Annotated in this window: 14 protein-coding genes; 10 read left to right on the top strand and 4 right to left on the bottom strand. The window is 66.6% G+C overall.

Features of this window, described 5'->3' with window-relative positions; genetic code table 11:
• The first annotated feature begins 132 nt into the window (after nucleotides 1-132).
• Nucleotides 133-1,347, top strand: coding sequence for an ammonium transporter (locus ACOOF5_RS00160; RefSeq protein WP_420435400.1), 1,215 nt, complete (start codon nucleotides 133-135; stop codon nucleotides 1,345-1,347).
• A gap of 189 nt (nucleotides 1,348-1,536) precedes the next feature.
• Nucleotides 1,537-2,181 (top strand): histidine phosphatase family protein, encoded by a 645-nt coding sequence (locus ACOOF5_RS00165; RefSeq protein WP_420435427.1) that lies wholly within the window; start codon nucleotides 1,537-1,539, stop codon nucleotides 2,179-2,181.
• A 130-nt stretch (nucleotides 2,182-2,311) separates the two neighbouring features.
• Here the strand turns inward: ACOOF5_RS00165 and ACOOF5_RS00170 are convergent, their stop codons facing one another.
• Together ACOOF5_RS00170 and ACOOF5_RS00175 are read right to left on the bottom strand one after the other, a co-directional pair.
• Nucleotides 2,312-3,613, bottom strand: coding sequence for a M18 family aminopeptidase (locus ACOOF5_RS00170; RefSeq protein WP_420435403.1), 1,302 nt, complete (start codon nucleotides 3,611-3,613; stop codon nucleotides 2,312-2,314).
• A gap of 22 nt (nucleotides 3,614-3,635) precedes the next feature.
• Nucleotides 3,636-4,472 carry an LLM class F420-dependent oxidoreductase gene (locus tag ACOOF5_RS00175; protein WP_420435405.1) on the bottom strand — a complete coding sequence of 279 codons (837 nt, stop codon included), beginning with the start codon at nucleotides 4,470-4,472 and terminating at the stop codon, nucleotides 3,636-3,638.
• Between the two features lie 55 nt (nucleotides 4,473-4,527).
• Here ACOOF5_RS00175 and ACOOF5_RS00180 point away from each other — a divergent pair, with 55 nt between their 5' ends.
• Nucleotides 4,528-5,292, top strand: coding sequence for a hypothetical protein (locus ACOOF5_RS00180; RefSeq protein WP_420435407.1), 765 nt, complete (start codon nucleotides 4,528-4,530; stop codon nucleotides 5,290-5,292).
• 74 nt (nucleotides 5,293-5,366) lie between these two features.
• Nucleotides 5,367-7,037 (top strand): SulP family inorganic anion transporter, encoded by a 1,671-nt coding sequence (locus tag ACOOF5_RS00185; RefSeq protein WP_420435409.1) that lies wholly within the window; start codon nucleotides 5,367-5,369, stop codon nucleotides 7,035-7,037.
• Between the two features lie 40 nt (nucleotides 7,038-7,077).
• Here the strand turns inward: ACOOF5_RS00185 and ACOOF5_RS00190 are convergent, their stop codons facing one another.
• Entirely contained in the window at nucleotides 7,078-7,809 is a 732-nt protein-coding gene (locus ACOOF5_RS00190) for a DNA alkylation repair protein (RefSeq protein WP_420435411.1), read from the bottom strand.
• Nucleotides 7,810-7,961: 152 nt separating this feature from the next.
• Between ACOOF5_RS00190 and ACOOF5_RS00195 the strand changes: the two genes are divergently transcribed.
• Nucleotides 7,962-8,720: a rhomboid family intramembrane serine protease gene (locus tag ACOOF5_RS00195; RefSeq protein WP_420435413.1), complete on the top strand. Its 759-nt coding sequence runs from the start codon at nucleotides 7,962-7,964 to the stop codon at nucleotides 8,718-8,720.
• Between the two features lie 14 nt (nucleotides 8,721-8,734).
• On the opposite strand, the gene ACOOF5_RS00200 is transcribed toward ACOOF5_RS00195, so the two are convergent.
• Entirely contained in the window at nucleotides 8,735-9,613 is an 879-nt protein-coding gene (locus ACOOF5_RS00200; RefSeq protein ID WP_420435415.1) for an EamA family transporter, read from the bottom strand.
• Nucleotides 9,614-9,781: 168 nt separating this feature from the next.
• Here ACOOF5_RS00200 and ACOOF5_RS00205 point away from each other — a divergent pair, with 168 nt between their 5' ends.
• The 5 genes from ACOOF5_RS00205 to ACOOF5_RS00225 all read left to right on the top strand — a co-directional run.
• Nucleotides 9,782-11,125, top strand: coding sequence for an ABC transporter substrate-binding protein (locus tag ACOOF5_RS00205; RefSeq protein WP_420435417.1), 1,344 nt, complete (start codon nucleotides 9,782-9,784; stop codon nucleotides 11,123-11,125).
• Nucleotides 11,126-11,148: 23 nt separating this feature from the next.
• Complete coding sequence (locus ACOOF5_RS00210) at nucleotides 11,149-12,258, top strand: branched-chain amino acid ABC transporter permease (RefSeq protein ID WP_420435419.1); 1,110 nt, start codon at nucleotides 11,149-11,151, stop codon at nucleotides 12,256-12,258.
• Complete coding sequence (locus ACOOF5_RS00215) at nucleotides 12,255-14,138, top strand: branched-chain amino acid ABC transporter permease (RefSeq protein ID WP_420435421.1); 1,884 nt, start codon at nucleotides 12,255-12,257, stop codon at nucleotides 14,136-14,138. Before ACOOF5_RS00210 ends, ACOOF5_RS00215 begins: the two co-directional genes overlap by 4 nt.
• Nucleotides 14,135-14,938, top strand: a complete 804-nt coding sequence (locus ACOOF5_RS00220) for an ABC transporter ATP-binding protein (protein ID WP_420435423.1) — start codon at nucleotides 14,135-14,137, stop codon at nucleotides 14,936-14,938. The genes ACOOF5_RS00215 and ACOOF5_RS00220 overlap by 4 nt, the downstream gene beginning before the upstream one ends.
• The coding region (locus ACOOF5_RS00225; protein ID WP_420435425.1) for an ATP-binding cassette domain-containing protein at nucleotides 14,935-15,291 on the top strand (357 nt) is incomplete at its 3' end. The genes ACOOF5_RS00220 and ACOOF5_RS00225, both read left to right, overlap by 4 nt.

A 15,291-nucleotide genomic window follows, 5' to 3' on the forward strand; every position in this document is an offset into this window, starting at 1 on the left:
CCTCGGGCCGAGGCGTGGGCAGTTCTGCGGGCCACCGCAGAACACAGTGTCGGGGCGGTTGACCTGCAATGATGTTCGGATCAGCCTCTGAACTGTCCACTGGCGCGTCCATGCGCGACGAGGAGGGATGTGATGGAAGGCAATATCGCTTGGATATTGACGTCCGCGGCGATGGTGCTATTCATGGTGCCGGGTCTGGCGCTGTTCTACGGCGGCATGGTCCGTGCCAAGAATGCACTGAACATGCTCAACATGAACATGTGGTGTCTCGGCATTGTGCCTGTCATCTGGGTGCTCGTGGGCTACAGCCTCGCGGCGGGCGAAAGCGGCCTGCCGATCATCGGCGACTTCTCGCTGGCTGGCATGGCTGGCATTCACGACGCCGAAGGGCTCGCCACGTTCGGCTTTCTGATGACGTTCGCAGCCATAACCCCGGCCCTCATCTCGGGCGCTGTCGCAGACCGCATGAAGTTCTCTGCCTGGATGGTGTTCGTCCCGGTGTGGTCGCTGCTGGTGTATTCGCCGGTCGTGTACTGGGTGTACGGCGCTGACGGCTGGATCTTCAACCTGCCGGCGCACGACTTTGCTGGCGGCACGGCGATCCATGTGAACGCCGGCGCGGCAGCCATGGCGCTGGCGCTGGTGGTCGGCAAGCGCTCAGGTTGGCCCGACAACCGGCCCGTGCCCCACAACGTGCCCTTCGTCATGCTGGGCGCGGGCATCTTGTGGTTCGGCTGGTTCGGGTTCAACGCCGGCTCGGCGCTGTCAGCCGACGGCGCTGCGGCGCAGGCGTTCGTCAACACGTTCATTGCGGCAGCAGCCGGCATGGTCGGCTGGGCGTTCGCCGAGTACGCACGGCACCAGCGAGTGTCCACCATCGGCATCGCCTCGGGCGTTGTGGCGGCGCTCGTGGCCATCACACCGGCGGCGGGTTTCGTCGGCTCGATGCACTCGCTGGCGTTCGGCGCAATCGCCGGCGTCATCTGCTTCTTCGCGATCGAGGCCAAGTTCAGGGTCGGCTTCGACGACAGCCTCGACGTGGTCGGCATTCACTGGGTGGGCGGCGCCGTGGGCGGCATCCTGCTCGGTTTCCTCGCCGACTCGTCTGCGGTGCCCGCCGCTCCTGGAGAGACTCAGGACTTCATCGACGGGGTGTTCTTCGGCGGCGGCGTGCTGCTGTGGAATCAAGTCCTGTCGATCGCCGTGGTCACCTTGTACTCGTTTGCGGCCACATGGATCATCGCAACGGTGATCAAGCTCACCATGGGCATCCGGGTCTCGGCCGAGGTGGAGATGGCCGGCATCGATGTCAGCGACCACGGCGAAGCCGCCTACCAGATCGAGTAAACGCCGTCACGGGCCGATAGCGCACTGATCACAGGCCGCGGCCGGACCTTGCGTCGGCGACGGCGCTGCCGGGGCTAGCTTGCCGCCGTGACCCAATTCGAAGACGGCCTCGCACCCTCCGGCGAGGCATACGACGACGACGCCGCGGCCTCCGACACCGAGGTGCGCCAGTTTGAGCAGCAGCGGTGGATGCGGCCGCCGGGTGCCACCGAAGTTCTGCTGGTACGCCACGGCGCGTCTCAGGCGTTCATTCCCGGCGAGCCCTTCCCGATGCTGGGCGATCAAGGCGATCCCGCGCTGGCCCCGGCGGGGCACAGCCAGGCTGCGATGATGGCCCGCCGGCTGGCTACCGAACCAATCGACGCGCTCTACGTGTCATCGCTGCAGCGCACCCAGCAGACCTTTGCGCCGCTGGCCGAGCGCCTCGGCATGACTCCCACCATCGAGCCCGACCTGCGCGAGGTGGCCCTAGGGGAATGGGACGGCGGGAAGATCCGCCAGTACGCAGCCGACAACCATCCGCTGTACGAGCGGCTGCACATCGAGCGGCGATGGGACGTCATTCCCGGCGCTGAGTCGAACGAGCAGCTCGTCGGACGGTGCATGGGCGCGCTTGGGCGCATCGCCGCCGCGCATCCCGATCAGCTCGTGGCCGCATGCGTTCACGGCGGGGTGATCGGGGCCGTTCTGGCGCACATCACGGGGTCGACGCCGTTCTCGTTCGGCGGCTCCGACAACTGCTCGGTCACACAGGTCGTTTGCTGCGACGGCGACTGGGTGCTGCGCCGCTTCAACGACTGCTCACACCTCGACGACTACTTGCACCACGCCTGAGGCGAAGCCGGGGCCTGAGCGGCCCGTGAGCGCAGCGAACTAGAGCGGGTAGCAAGGCGTTGGGCATTCTGAGGTGCGATAGCCTGCCCGTCGCCTGAGGCGAAGCCGGGATCTGAGCGCTGGGCCGGCTTCAGCCGTTGGCGAGGAAAGCGCCGAGCGCCGCAGTCAGCATCGCGGGGTCGTCGCTGCCGCCGAGTTCGCGGGCCGAGTGCATCGACAACTGCGGCGAGCCGACATCGACGACGCTCATTCCCAGTCGGGAGGCCGTGATCGGCCCGATGGTTGAGCCGCACGCCAGATTGCCACGGTGGGAATAGACCTGATGGGGCACTCCGGCGGCGCCGCATGCTGCCACGAAGCGAGCATGAGTGCGCGCGTCAGTGGCGTAGCGCACGTTCGCGTTCGTCTTGACGACTGGGCCGCCGTTCAGCGCCGGCAGGTGACCGGGTTCGTGGCGCTCGGGATAGTTCGGATGCACGGCATGGGCTCCATCGGCTGACACGCACAGCGAACGAGCCACCGAGCGCAGGTACTGCTCGCGATTGGCACCGAGGCCTTGAGCGATGCGCTCCAGCGCGTCGGCCAAGATCGGGCTGCTGGCGCCGGTAGCAGAAGAGCTGCCGATCTCCTCGTGGTCGAATAGCACGACGACGCCAGCGGTGTCGTCGTGCTGTTCTGCGCACCCGGCCAGCGCCTCGATAGCTGCATGGCACGAAGCGAGGTTGTCGATTCGAGCGGCCGCGTACATCTCGCCGTCTTGGCCGAGGCGGGCTGGCGGGGTGAGATCGTGTGCCATGACATCCCACGCCAACACTGCATCGGCTTCGACCGCAAGTTCGGCTGCCAGAAACTCGCGGAATCCGTGCGCGCTCGGTTCGCCGAGCCCCCACACCGGGGTCATGTGCTGCTGGCGGTCCAGTTTCAAGCCGTCGTTCGCCTCCCGATCGAGATGAACCGCGAGCTGCGGGACTCGTAGCAAAGCCCGGTCGCAGCGCCACAGCACTGTTGCGGTGTCACCCGACATCGAGTCGCGTACGACGACTCGGCCCGACAGGCCCAGGTCGCGATCCAGCCACGAATTCAGCAGTGCACCGCCGTAGACCTCCACGCCGAGCTGGCGATAGCCGAGCGTGCCGCTATCGGGTTGCGGGCGAATGCGCAGGTTTGGGCTGTCGGTGTGGGCGCCGATCACGTTGAAGCGCAGCTCCTGCGGGTTGACGTCCGGACTGGCACGTACGGCGAACACGGTGCCGCCGTCTCGAATTGCGAATCCAGCGGTGAAGTCGAAGTCGCTCCAGTCGTCGCTGCGCGCGGCTTCGGCGAAGCCAGCAGTTCTCAGCCGATCCACGGCAGCAGCAGCCGCGTGGAATGGCGACGGTGACGCCTCGATGTAGTCGAACAGGGCCTCGAGCACAGAGTGAGCTTCAAGCACAAGTTGAATCTCGCTTGCAGGTTCAGGCGTCGGCGTATGCGGTGATGATGTCCCGGCTGAAGTCATCGAACTTGGACCGTGACATCGGATTGGTGATGAGTCGGGTCACGCCGATCGTCGCGTATTTTTCCACCCACTCGGGAGTAGCAGCACCGATTGTGGTGAAGTCGAGCCTGTCGGGGTCTCGCCCGGCCGTCTCCGCGCAGCGTTTCGCGTGGTCGAAGAGCATCGCCATCTCGTCGAGGTCACCCGAAACCGGGAAGAAGCCGTCGCCGAATTCGCCCGCCCGCCGGGCGGCGCGCTTGCTGTCGCCGCCGACGATGATCGGGATGTCCCCTTTCGGCTGGGGACGGCAGTACACGCGGTCGAACGAGACGTGCTCGCCATCGAACGAGCAGACGTCTTGTTGCCAAAGCGCGCGGTACGCGCCGAGATGCTCGTCGGTGATGTAGCCGCGGTCTTCGAATCGCACGCCAAGCGCGTCGAACTCCTCCTTCATCCACCCTGCGCCGATGCCGAGCAGTACCCGGCCGCCCGAGAGCCGATCAAGCGACGCCACGGCCTTTGCGGTAACGGCGAAGTTGCGTTGCGGCACGATGAGAATCCCGGTTCCCAGCTTGATCTCTGAGGTCACCGAGGCGACGAAGGCCATCCACATCAACGGGTCTGGAATGTCGATGTCGTCCCGCTTGCCGGGCATCTTGCCGTCTTCGGAGTACGGGTACGGCGTCTGGTAACCCTCCGGCACCACGACGTGTTCGACCGTCCACAGCGACTCGAAGCCGGCTGCCTCTGCCGCTTGCGCATACGCGATCGCCGAATCGCCCTCGACGTTGGGGCCCGTGTTGGCCAGTGTCATTCCGAATTTCACTGTGCACCTCTCTTCACAATGCTGCAGGTCCTAGTCTGCCCCTATGCGACGCATCTGCGCTTTGTACGTTGTGCTTTCCCTCGTAGCTGCCGCGTGCGGCGGCTCTGACGACGGTCCGCCTCCTGTCACCGAAGCGGCGGCGCCGGACCCGGTCGCGACGACCGAGGCGCCGCCGCCCACGACCGAGGCGCCGCCCCCGACGACGACCGAGGCGCCGCCGCCCACGACCGAGATGCCGCCCCCGACGACTACCGAAGCGCCGCCCCCGACGACCGAGGCTGCGCCGGTGGCGAACGCGCTACCCCCCGCGGTCGAGGGCGTCCTGCTTGAAGGCACTACGCCAGGCGGCTTCGACTCCCTGCAAGTCGCTAGCAACACACCACGGGTCGAGACCTGTCCGGGGTTCCCGGCCTACGGCGGGATCGGGCCAGTGGCCTATTCCGAAGCCATGTGGGCGGCCGATCCGCTGACGGGGCCATTTCTTGATGTCTCGGTCGCTCGATTCGAGTCACCTGAAGCGGCCTCGGAAGCCTTTATCAACTACCGCTCCGAGCTGGTCGACTGCGGTGAGTTCCCCGAGCCGACGACCGGCGCGGTGGGTTCGTTCAGCTACGGCGAAGACCCGGGCCTCGGGGACGAGTCCTTCGGCACCGACTACGTGGCCACCTTCCAGGGGCTTCCCGTCAACCGCTACGGCGTCCTGGTACGCATCGGAGACTCCCTCTACAGCTCGGGCGCGACCCACGTCTTTGTGGACCCTGACAAGGCCACCGTCTTCGCGGCGTTGGACACCTTCATCGGCCAATAGCCCGGCGGACGGCCTGAACCGGCGTTGACATGCCAGCGCTGAGAACGCGGAGGCTTGATTACAGCGGGGAACAGATGCGCGGGGACGTCTTCGGCGGACTCACCGCAGCGGTGGTCATGCTGCCGCTGTCGCTGGCGTTCGGCGTGGCCTCGGGCCTCGGCGCGATCGCTGGCCTGTACGGCGCCATCGCCGTCGGATTGCTGGCATCGGTCTTCGGCGGCTCCAGGACGCAGGTCTCGGGACCGACTGCACCGCTGTCGGTGGCGATGTCCGTTGTTGTCATCGACTACGCCGGCGAAGACCTGGGAAAGGCGCTCGCGATCGTCGCCTTTGCGGGAGTCATCCAGATACTGCTCGGAGCGTTGCGTCTTGGCAGCTACGTGGCCTATACGCCCTACCCGGTGGTGTCAGGCTTCACCTCCGCCGTCGGCGTCATCATCGTCGTAGTCCAGTTGGTGCCATTCCTCGGAAGCGACGTGGCGCTCGGCGGGGTGTCGGCCTCCATTCGCTCGCTTCCCGACGCCATCGGAAACATTGAAACCGGTGCCCTGGTGCTCGGCGTGCTGACCATCGTCGTGTGCATGTTCTGGCCGCGGCGACTGCGTCGGATGCTTCCCCCTTCAGTAGCGGCATTGCTCATCGGCACGCTGATCAGCGTGCTGTGGTTCGGTGACGTCGACGTCATCGGCCACGTACCTTCCGGGCTGCCTGAGTTCGAGATGCCCGAGTTTGGCTGGGGAGACCTCGGAGGTGCCTTGGCGCCGGCTGTGACGCTCGCGCTGCTCGGTTCGATCAACAGTCTGTTGACGGCGATGGTCGCCGATTCGATGACGCGAGACCAGCATCAGCCGAACCGTGAGCTGATCGGCGTCGGCTTCGCCAACGTCGTCGCTGCTTTCTTCGGTGCTGTGCCCGGTGCGGGCGCCACCTCAGCCACGGTCGCCAATGTCAAGGGCGGCGGACGTTCACGGGTCTCGGGCGTGCTGTGCGCATTGGTGCTGCTCGCGCTGGTGCTCGGTCTCGGCAGCTACGCCGAACTCATCCCGCACGCAGTGCTCGCGGGCATTCTCATCAAGATCGGCTTCGACATCATCGACTGGCAGTACCTGACTCGCGTGCGCCGAGTTCAGCTTGATCAGTACGGCGTGATGGTGTTGACGCTGGGCCTGTCGATGGTGGCTGACCTCGTCGTGGCGGTCGGTGCCGGCCTCATCGCAGCGGCGATGACTGCCGCCCGACAATTCGAGCGATTCGAGCTCGACACGGTGGTCTCCACCCCGTTGCTGGACATGACGTTCCTGAATGCTCCGGACGAATCCGAGAACGACGGCGATGATGCCGGGGCCGGCGGCTTGCCCAGATTCGACCTCGACGGCCCAGATCCGTTCGCTGCGCGCACTGGGTTGCTATCACTGCGCGGCACCTATACCGCCGCGTCCTCGATCAAGCTTCTCAAGTCGATTACCACCGATGTGGCCGAACATGAGGTGGTGATCTTCGACTTCACCGACACGCGCTACATGGACGACAGCGCCGCCTACATGGTGGGCAATCTGGTCGATGTCGCCGTCGAGGGGGGCGCGAAATGCATCGTGATGGGCATTGAGGTGTCGCAGGCGGCGAGCATCAGGGAGCTGAACGTCCTTCGCTCGGTTCCTGCTGAGCATTTCGTGGCCGACTTGGACGAGGCCCGGATCATCGCCCGGCGACTCCTCGACGTGCGTGACTGCGGCGACGGAAGCTAGGGGCTGACAGGCGCGAAACAGTCGGTTCCGGCGACAAGGGCTAGGCGATTTCCTTCACAGCCGCCTTGGCCGCAGCCTGTTGGGCCCGCCGCTGCGCCATCTTGCGCCGATGCGTCAGCGTGCGGTCGATGTAGGGAGCGATGGCTGGCGTCTTGCAGCCCGTCTCGCCGTGGTCCACCACGATGGGGCCGATGCGGCTGTCCACTTCGAGCACCGAGCGTCGCAAGGTGTCGTCTCGCAACGCAATCGCGATGAGCACGCCGTTCATCTCGTGCCGCACCCGGTTCGGTCGCTCACCGATCTCCGATTCGATCTGGGCGACGAGATCTCGCAGCTCGCTGATCGACCACACGTCGGTCTGCTCGGCGGTGCAGGTCACGATGAACCAGCCCACCGAGGCGGGCCACTCACGGGGCGAGTCTCGCCATTCGTCGCTGAGCCCGCGCGCGTGCGGCGACTGCGCGAGCAGCCCGCCGAGCGCCTCGGCCAGGATGTAGTTGTCGACATCGCGCAGCCAGCGCCGCGCCCGCGTCTTGGTCATCGCAGCGGCATCGGCGATGCGCAGCCCCAGCACGCGGGCGTCGTGATTGCCCGAGTCCCACAAGTCGATGGCCAGCGACTTGTCGGTCCCCAGCGGCTTGGCGATGCGGCCCAGGTCCTTGTAGCTGACTCCAAACATCGGCTCAGCGGCGCCGTGGCGGGCGTACACCTTGCGATTCTGCGCTGTTCCGGCGAGCTGCAACTGCGCCATGACCTCCTGCAGCGTCGACACAGTCTCTGGTCCTTCGGCGAACCCGGACGAGCTTCCCGGCCAAGATCAAGCTAGTGCGGCCTGCACCCGTCTGCGCCGGCCAGCATCAGCCGGTGTCTGTATGCACCCGCCTGCACTGGCTCGCACCAGCGCGACTCGTAGGGTTCAGGGCCGTGCGCGGGCTCGGAGTAGGACGCGGCGGGCAGCCGGCGGCAACGGTCGTGCTCGGCGCCGTCTCGGTCGTGGTCTTCTTCGGGACCCACGAGCTGGCGCGCGTCCTGCCGTTCTCCCGCAGCTCGCTGCGGTACTCGGTGCTCGACGGTTACGGCACTTTGGGCCCCTACATCGCCGAGTTCGGGCAGTGGTGGCGGATCGTCACCGGCACGTTTCTGCACGCCGATCTGCGACATCTCCTGTTCAACATGTTGGTGCTGTACCTGCTGGGCAGACGCCTCGAGCGCTCCGTGGGCCCGGCGCTGCTGACTGGCACCTACGTCGTGTCCCTGCTCGGGGGATCAGCGGGCGCATTGCTCCTGCGGCCCGACGCCTTTGTCGTGGGGGCTTCGGGCGCCGTGTACGGCCTGATGGGCGCGGCCTTCGTGGTGGAGTACCTCCGCGGCGGCAAGCCGTGGCAGGACGGGCTGGGCAGCCTGATCATCATCAACGTCCTCATCTCATTCCTCATTCCGGGCATTTCCATCGGCGGGCATCTCGGCGGCCTGGTGGCGGGCGTGCTGGCCGGTTTTGCCATCGGCGACACAAGCCGGCGCCAGCACCTGCCCACGCTCGCCGAGCGGCTCTCGGGCGAGCCTGTCGACACACGTTCGCGCCGCTCGCCCCTGGTGGTCTGGGGCTTGCTGGCGCTCACCGGATCGGCGTCATTCGCTGGGGCGCTGGCGGCGGCGTCGACGTGGCGCAACCCACTGTTCTGAGACGGCCGCGCTGTTCAGGGAATCACGTCGCGCGGCGTCGGATCGGACTCGCGGTTGATGACGATGGCGGCGATGACAGCTGCGATGCCCGCCACCTCACGCAGGCTCGGCACCTGGGAGAGCCACGCCAGCCCGATCAGCGTCGCCGTCACCGGCAGCAGCGCCTGCAGCAGCGCGAACCGTGCCCGTTCGAGACGCTGCATCACGAGCTGGTCGATGCCATAGGGGATGACATTCGACAGCACCCCCGCGGCGACGCCGCCCGCCAGCAGCAGCGGCGCTCCCACCCCGGCATCGAGGCCCCTGAAACCAGCCGGGCTGATGACGACGGCACCGATGAGCATGCCGACGCCCAGCCCGTCCACTGCCATGCCCGAACGGGCCACCCGGTGCCCCAGGATGATGTAGCCCGCCCACAGCGTGCCTGCGATCAGTGAGAACAGCGCGCCGAGCTGTGCCTCGGGAGGCGCGAATCCGGCCAGCACCACGACCCCGGCGATTGCCAACGCCAGCGCCCAACCTGATCTCAACGTGCGGGTGCCGAAAGCTGCGACGGCAATCGGGCCGATGAACTCGATGGCGACGGAGTTGCCGAGCGGCACCCGCTCGATAGCGAGGTAGAAGAACAGGTTCATCGACGCCAGCGCGGCGCCGAAAGCGGCCGTCCACGCCAGCTCGATGCGTGACCAGTGCCGCCGCCACGAGCGCCGCAGCACGACGAGCACGGCACCGGCGCCTGCAACCCTCAGCAGTGCGACGGTGCTGGGTCCCATCTCGTCGAACAACTCGAAAGCCGTGGCGGCGCCGAGATACTGCGACACCGCGCCGACGGCGAACAGCGCCTCGGGCGAGATCCTGCCCGCCCGCCAATTGCGTTCGACAGAGGCGCTCACTGGGTACCTTCCGACGACACGTGTCATCTATGCTCAGGAAGAGACGCATTCAGCTTGGCAAACCATGCTGGCACTTGTGCACGAAGCCGACGGCTGAGGCCGCAAGTGCTGGAGGCGCGAGCGCATTGCGCAGGGTCCTCAGGCTGACGTACCGGGGAGGATTTGCGCATGAAACGAAAGCTCTTGACGCTGGCAGCGACGCTGTTCGCGGTATCGCTGTTCGCCGCTGCGTGCGGCGACGACAGTGACGATGCGGAGACCACGACGGCGCCCCCAGCGACCGATGCGCTGGCGGTCACGGAGGCTCCGTCAGAAGAGATGATGGACCATCTCGGCGACGGCTCCCTCGGTGTCGTCACGGTTGAATCGGGCGGTGCGGTCCAGATCCGCTCGCTCAACGCCATCACCGGAGATGTCGCGTTCTTCGGTCTGCCGCTCGAACGTGCGGTCATGCTGGCGATCGAGGACTACGGACAGATCCACGGCTTCGAGGTCGACTTGGGCACCGGGCTCGACGATCTGTGTTCCAACGACGGCGGTCAGGCAGCAGCCCAGATCATCGTTGCTGACGAAGACGTGCTCGGCGTCATCGGCACCTCGTGCTCAGGCGCTGCCGTCGCAGCGGCGCCGCTCATCACCGACGCCGGCATGGTGCTGATCTCAGGCGGCAACACGTCGCCTGCGCTCACATCGGACCTGGCGGGAACGCCGGGCGAGAACTACAACGTCGGCTACTACCGCACAGCTCACAACGACTTGTTCCAGGGCGCTGCCATGGCGAAGTTCGTCTTCGGCGAGCTGGGGCTGACCACGGCCGCGGCGATCCATGACGGCGACCCCTACACCCAGGGACTTGCGCAGGCCTTTGCCGACGCATTCGAGGCCGAGGGCGGCACCATGACCGGGTTCTCAGCGGTCAACAAGGAAGACACCGATATGGTGCCGGTGCTGACCGAGATCGCTGCGGGCGGTCCCGAGGCGCTGTTCTTCCCGATTTTCCAGCCGGCAGGCGACTTCATCGCCGACCAGGCGCCGGGAGTCTCGGGACTGGAGAACACGGTGCTGCTGGCCGCTGACGGGCTGCTCAACACCAACTACCTGGCGCTGTCGCAGACCGCGGGCATGTACTTCTCGGGTCCGGACACACGCTTCGGCGAGAATGTCAACCAGAGCACCGGTAAGACGGCGCAAGACTTCCTGGCCGTCTACGAGGAGCGCTGGGGCGAGTCTCCGGCAGCACCGTTCTGGGCGCACGGCTACGACGCAACAACATTGCTGTTGGACGCGATTGCGGCGGCCTCCTATCTCGACGGTGACACGCTCGTAGTCGACCGCCAGGGCATCCGCGACCACCTCAACAGCGTCGAGGGTTACAGCGGCTTGATCGGCACGATCAACTGCGACGACTTCGGCGACTGCGGTGCGGCTCGCATCACCGTCGTGCAGAACATCGGCGGTGAGGACAACGCCGAGGCCAGCATGGACAACGTGGTGTTCTCCTTCGCACCGTGAGCCGAGGAGAAAAGCTCTAGGCGGTGCGCGCCCGACTGCTGCGGCCCCGCACCCGGGTCGACTGGTTCCTCACCGTCATCCGGGCGGCGGTGCTGATTGTCCTCGCTGTCGGCTTTGCGGCCTTTATTGCCCAGGAGATCAACCCCGACAATCCGTTCGCCCGGTGGGCGAATCCCGATGCGACCGGCCTGACCGGCGCCCAGTTCCGGGGGCTGGTCGTATCGGGAATTGCCCAGGGCTCGATGTACGGGCTGATCGCGCTGGGCTACTCGATGGTGTACGGCGTGCTGGGGTTTATCAACTTCGCCCATGGCGAGGTGTTCATGGTGGGCGCCATGACCGGCATGATCACCTCGAACAAGCTGGCCGATGCCGGGCTGTGGGAGTCGAACTTCATCGGCTCACTGGTGTTCATCGTGGTCGTGTCGATCATCGTGTCGTCGCTGACGGCGGTGATCATGGAACGGGTCGCGTACCGCCCGCTGCGCGGCTCGCCGCGGCTGATCCCGCTGATCACTTCGATCGGCGTGTCGTTCTTCCTGCAGAACGCTTCTGTGGTGCTGCTGGGGCCCGCCAGCAAGTCCTACCCCGACGTGCCGGACTGGGTGAAGGCCAAGCACACGTTCCTGCAGATTGAGGGGGCGAAGATCCTGGTGGTGGTCGTGGCTGCGCTGTCGATGGCAGCGCTGTGGTACTACGTCGACCGCACCAAGACCGGCAAGGCGATGCGTGCCGTCGCCGAAGATGCCGAGATAGCGGCGCTCATGGGAATCGACGTGAACCGCACCATCGTGAAGGTGTTTGCGGTGGGCGGTGCCATGGCGGGGATGGCTGGGATCCTGTGGGGGATTCTGTTCCGCAGCGTCATCCACACGACGGGTTTCCTGCCGGGCATCAAAGCGTTCAGTGCTGCGGTGGTGGGCGGCATCGGGCATCTGGGTGGTGCGATGGCGGGCGGGCTGTCGATCGGCGTGGCCGAGTCGGTCGGGCCGCTGCTGATCCTGGAGCCGCTGGGCGTGAGCGGCGTGTCGCAGCTGCGTGACGCGGTTGCGTTCTCGATGCTCATCATCGTGCTGCTGGTGAAGCCGGCCGGCCTGTTCGGCGAGCGGCTCCCTGCGGAGGACCGGGCATGAGTCTCACAGTGCCGCCCGAAACTGGGCCGCAGCCGACGCCGGGGCCCGCGGCGAGCACAGCCAGCAATGACTCGCCGCCGCGCCCGCCGTTCGCGCAGGACTGGGGACGCATCGCCCGCATGGGTGCGGTGGGCGCCGTCGGGCAGATCTTCATCTCGCTGTCCAACATGCCCGTCAAGCTCGACGGCCGGGCGATCATCGAGGGCATCCTCAGTCTGGGGTACCTGTCGCTTGTGGTCCTGCCGTTCGCTGTGGGAAGCCGCGTCGGGTATCAGGTCCGCCGCGAGGGTGTGCCGTTCCACCGACCCGGCACCTATGAGGTGGTCGGCGGGGCAGCGTGCGGCGCGGTGGTCGGCGGGGGGCTGTCGCTGCTGGCGATCCTGATTGCCAACTTCGATCTGCGCGAGCCGCTGGTCAACTGGAGCCCGATCCTGGCGGACCTGTTGGCGTTCAACCGCGGCACCGTGTTCGCGGTGGTGATCTGGCTCGCTGTGGGCGCGGTGATCGGTGCCTTGGGCGGGCTGCTGCGTGTGATACCGCCGCTCGCCAAGCGGATTCTGTGGACGGTGGTGCTCACGCTGTTCGGCGCTGCGGTGCTGGAATCGCTGACCACCGACCTGGCCGAGGGGATGGGTCTCGAAGGGCCGGTCGAGTGGTTCTACGCCCCCCGCGGCGGGCTGACCGTCACCGGCGCGATCGCTTTGGCGATCGGGTCAGCCGTGCTCGCCGTGGTCGGACGCGGCCGCGTCAAGGGGGCAAAGGCCCGTATCGACTCGCTCGAAGGCCCGGCCCGCACCCGAGCGCATCTCGGGCTGATCCTGGCTACCGGAGCGGTGTTGGTGATCCTGCCGATGTTCGCGGGCAAGCTCACCAACGAGCTGCTGGCCAACGTGGGCCTGTTCGTATTGCTGGCGTTGGGTCTCAACGTGGTGGTCGGGCTCGCCGGCATATTGGACCTGGGTTACGTGGCGTTCTTCGCCGTCGGCAGCTACAGCGCTGCAGTCCTCACCGCTGCTGCCTCACCGCGTATCAACCCCGAGCTGCCATGGTTCGTTGCACTCATCGGCGTCGTGATTCTGACCGGGCTGGTCGGCCTGTTCATCGGCGCGCCGGTCATCCGCATGCGCGGCGACTATCTCGCCATAGTCACGCTCGGCTTCGGCGAGATCATCCGGCTGCTGTTCCTGTCGGACTGGCTGTCGGGCTGGTTCGGCGGCTCACAGGGCATCACCAACATTCCCGGTGCGGAGATCTTCGGCCTCGCTGAGGTGTCGGGCACCGATCCGCGCAGCGTCTTCTACTTGGTGCTGGCTTTCTGCGCGATCGCAATCTACGTCTCGTGGCGGCTGGAGCGCTCGCGCATCGGGCGGGCCTGGATGGCGGTGCGCGAGGACGAGACCGTGGCCGAGGCGATGGGCATTAACACGGTCAACGTCAAGCTGCTGGCGTTCGTAGTGGGGGCGGTGCTCGGCTCGTTCAGCGGGGCGATCTTCGCGGCGAAGGTGGGCTCGGTGTTCCCCTCCAGCTTCCTGATCTTGGTGTCGATAGTGATCCTGGTGGTGGTCATCTTCGGCGGGATGGGCAGCATCGTCGGCGTCATCGCCGGTTCGGCAGTGCTGATCGGCGTGCTGGGAGGGCCCAAACAGCCAGGCCTGCTGGCAGAGTTCTCCGAGTTCAAGCTGCTGATCTACGGGGCGCTGCTGGTGTGGATGATGCTGGCCCGGCCCGAGGGGCTCATCCCGAGTGTGCGCCGCACTCGCGAGCTGCATCAGGAGGAGATGGCCCAAGACGCCTGGCTGCGAGGCCAGACCGGCGACGATGAGAAAGCAGACGACGACAAGGGTGCCACGGCCGGCCGGACGGTTGCGGGGGAGTCATGAGCCACGACGCCCCGCCAGAGCAGCCGCTTCTGGAAACGAGAGGCCTCAGCGTCGACTTCGGCGGCCTCACAGCGCTCGACGGGCTGGATCTCGCCGTGTATCCCGGCGAGATCGTCTCGGTGATCGGGCCGAACGGTGCCGGCAAGACCACGTTGTTCAATGCCATCACGGCCACCGTGTCGGCCTCGGAGGGCGACATCCGCTTCGAGGGCGAGTCGCTCATCGGCCTTGACCCCAACCGGGTGACCGCACGCGGCATCGCCCGCACATTCCAGAACGTCCGGCTGTTCGCCAACATGACCGTGCTCGAAAACGTCATGGTCTCCCAGCACTGTCGGACGCGCCAAAGCGTCGTGGGGGCGCTGCTGTGGACGAAGGCCTTTCGTCGCGAGGAGGAGGAGATCGCCGAGCGAGGCAAGCAGGTGCTGTCGTTCTTCGGGAACCGGCTCACGGGCTACCGCTTCGACCAGCCCGCGTTCACGCTGTCGTACGCCAACCGGCGACGCCTCGAGATTGCCCGGGCTATGGCCACCCAGCCCAAGCTGATCCTGCTGGACGAGCCCGTGGCGGGCATGAACCCCACCGAGTCGGCCGAGCTGACCGGCCTGATCGGGCGGCTGCGCGACGAGTGGGGATTTGCCATCGTGGTCATCGAGCACGACATGGAGGTGGTCCGCGAGGTCTCGGACCGGGTGATCGTGCTCGACCATGGGGTCAAGATCGCGGAGGGCGACTACGCCGACGTGTCGGCCGACCCCCAGGTCGTCGAGGCGTACCTGGGCCACGGGGCGTCGGCATGAACGACGAGCAGAGCCCCGAGGCCAAGCCGGGCGCAAGCTCCGTCCCCAGCCCCGACGCACATCCCGGCGTGCGCATCCCGCTGCTGGAGATGCGCAGGGTGAACGCGCACTACGGGGCGGTGCATGCGCTGCGCGACGTGGACTTGTTGATCTACGAGGGCGAGCTGGTGTGCCTGCTGGGCGGCAACGCGAGCGGCAAGTCGACCACGCTCAAGACACTGCTCGGCATGCTCAAGCCCACCTCGGGCGAGGTGGTGCTTGACGGCGAGGTCGTGAACGACCGCCCGACCAGCTACCGGGTGGCGCGCGGCATCACGATGGTCCCCGAGAACCGGCGCCTGTTCAAGCGGCTC

This window comes from Candidatus Poriferisodalis sp. (genome assembly GCF_965214215.1).
Taxonomy (GTDB): domain Bacteria; phylum Actinomycetota; class Acidimicrobiia; order Acidimicrobiales; family Poriferisodalaceae; genus Poriferisodalis.

What these genes read in the sequence shown, in the direction of transcription:
- ACOOF5_RS00160 (WP_420435400.1), top strand. Translation starts at nt 133, where the DNA reads ATGGAAGGCAATATCGCTTGGATATTGACGTCCGCGGCGATGGTGCTA.
- ACOOF5_RS00165 (WP_420435427.1), top strand. Translation starts at nt 1,537, where the DNA reads ATGCGGCCGCCGGGTGCCACCGAAGTTCTGCTGGTACGCCACGGCGCG.
- ACOOF5_RS00175 (WP_420435405.1), bottom strand. Translation starts at nt 4,472, where the DNA reads ATGACACTGGCCAACACGGGCCCCAACGTCGAGGGCGATTCGGCGATC.
- ACOOF5_RS00180 (WP_420435407.1), top strand. Translation starts at nt 4,528, where the DNA reads ATGCGACGCATCTGCGCTTTGTACGTTGTGCTTTCCCTCGTAGCTGCC.
- ACOOF5_RS00185 (WP_420435409.1), top strand. Translation starts at nt 5,367, where the DNA reads ATGCGCGGGGACGTCTTCGGCGGACTCACCGCAGCGGTGGTCATGCTG.
- ACOOF5_RS00205 (WP_420435417.1), top strand. Translation starts at nt 9,782, where the DNA reads ATGAAACGAAAGCTCTTGACGCTGGCAGCGACGCTGTTCGCGGTATCG.
- ACOOF5_RS00215 (WP_420435421.1), top strand. Translation starts at nt 12,255, where the DNA reads ATGAGTCTCACAGTGCCGCCCGAAACTGGGCCGCAGCCGACGCCGGGG.
- ACOOF5_RS00220 (WP_420435423.1), top strand. Translation starts at nt 14,135, where the DNA reads ATGAGCCACGACGCCCCGCCAGAGCAGCCGCTTCTGGAAACGAGAGGC.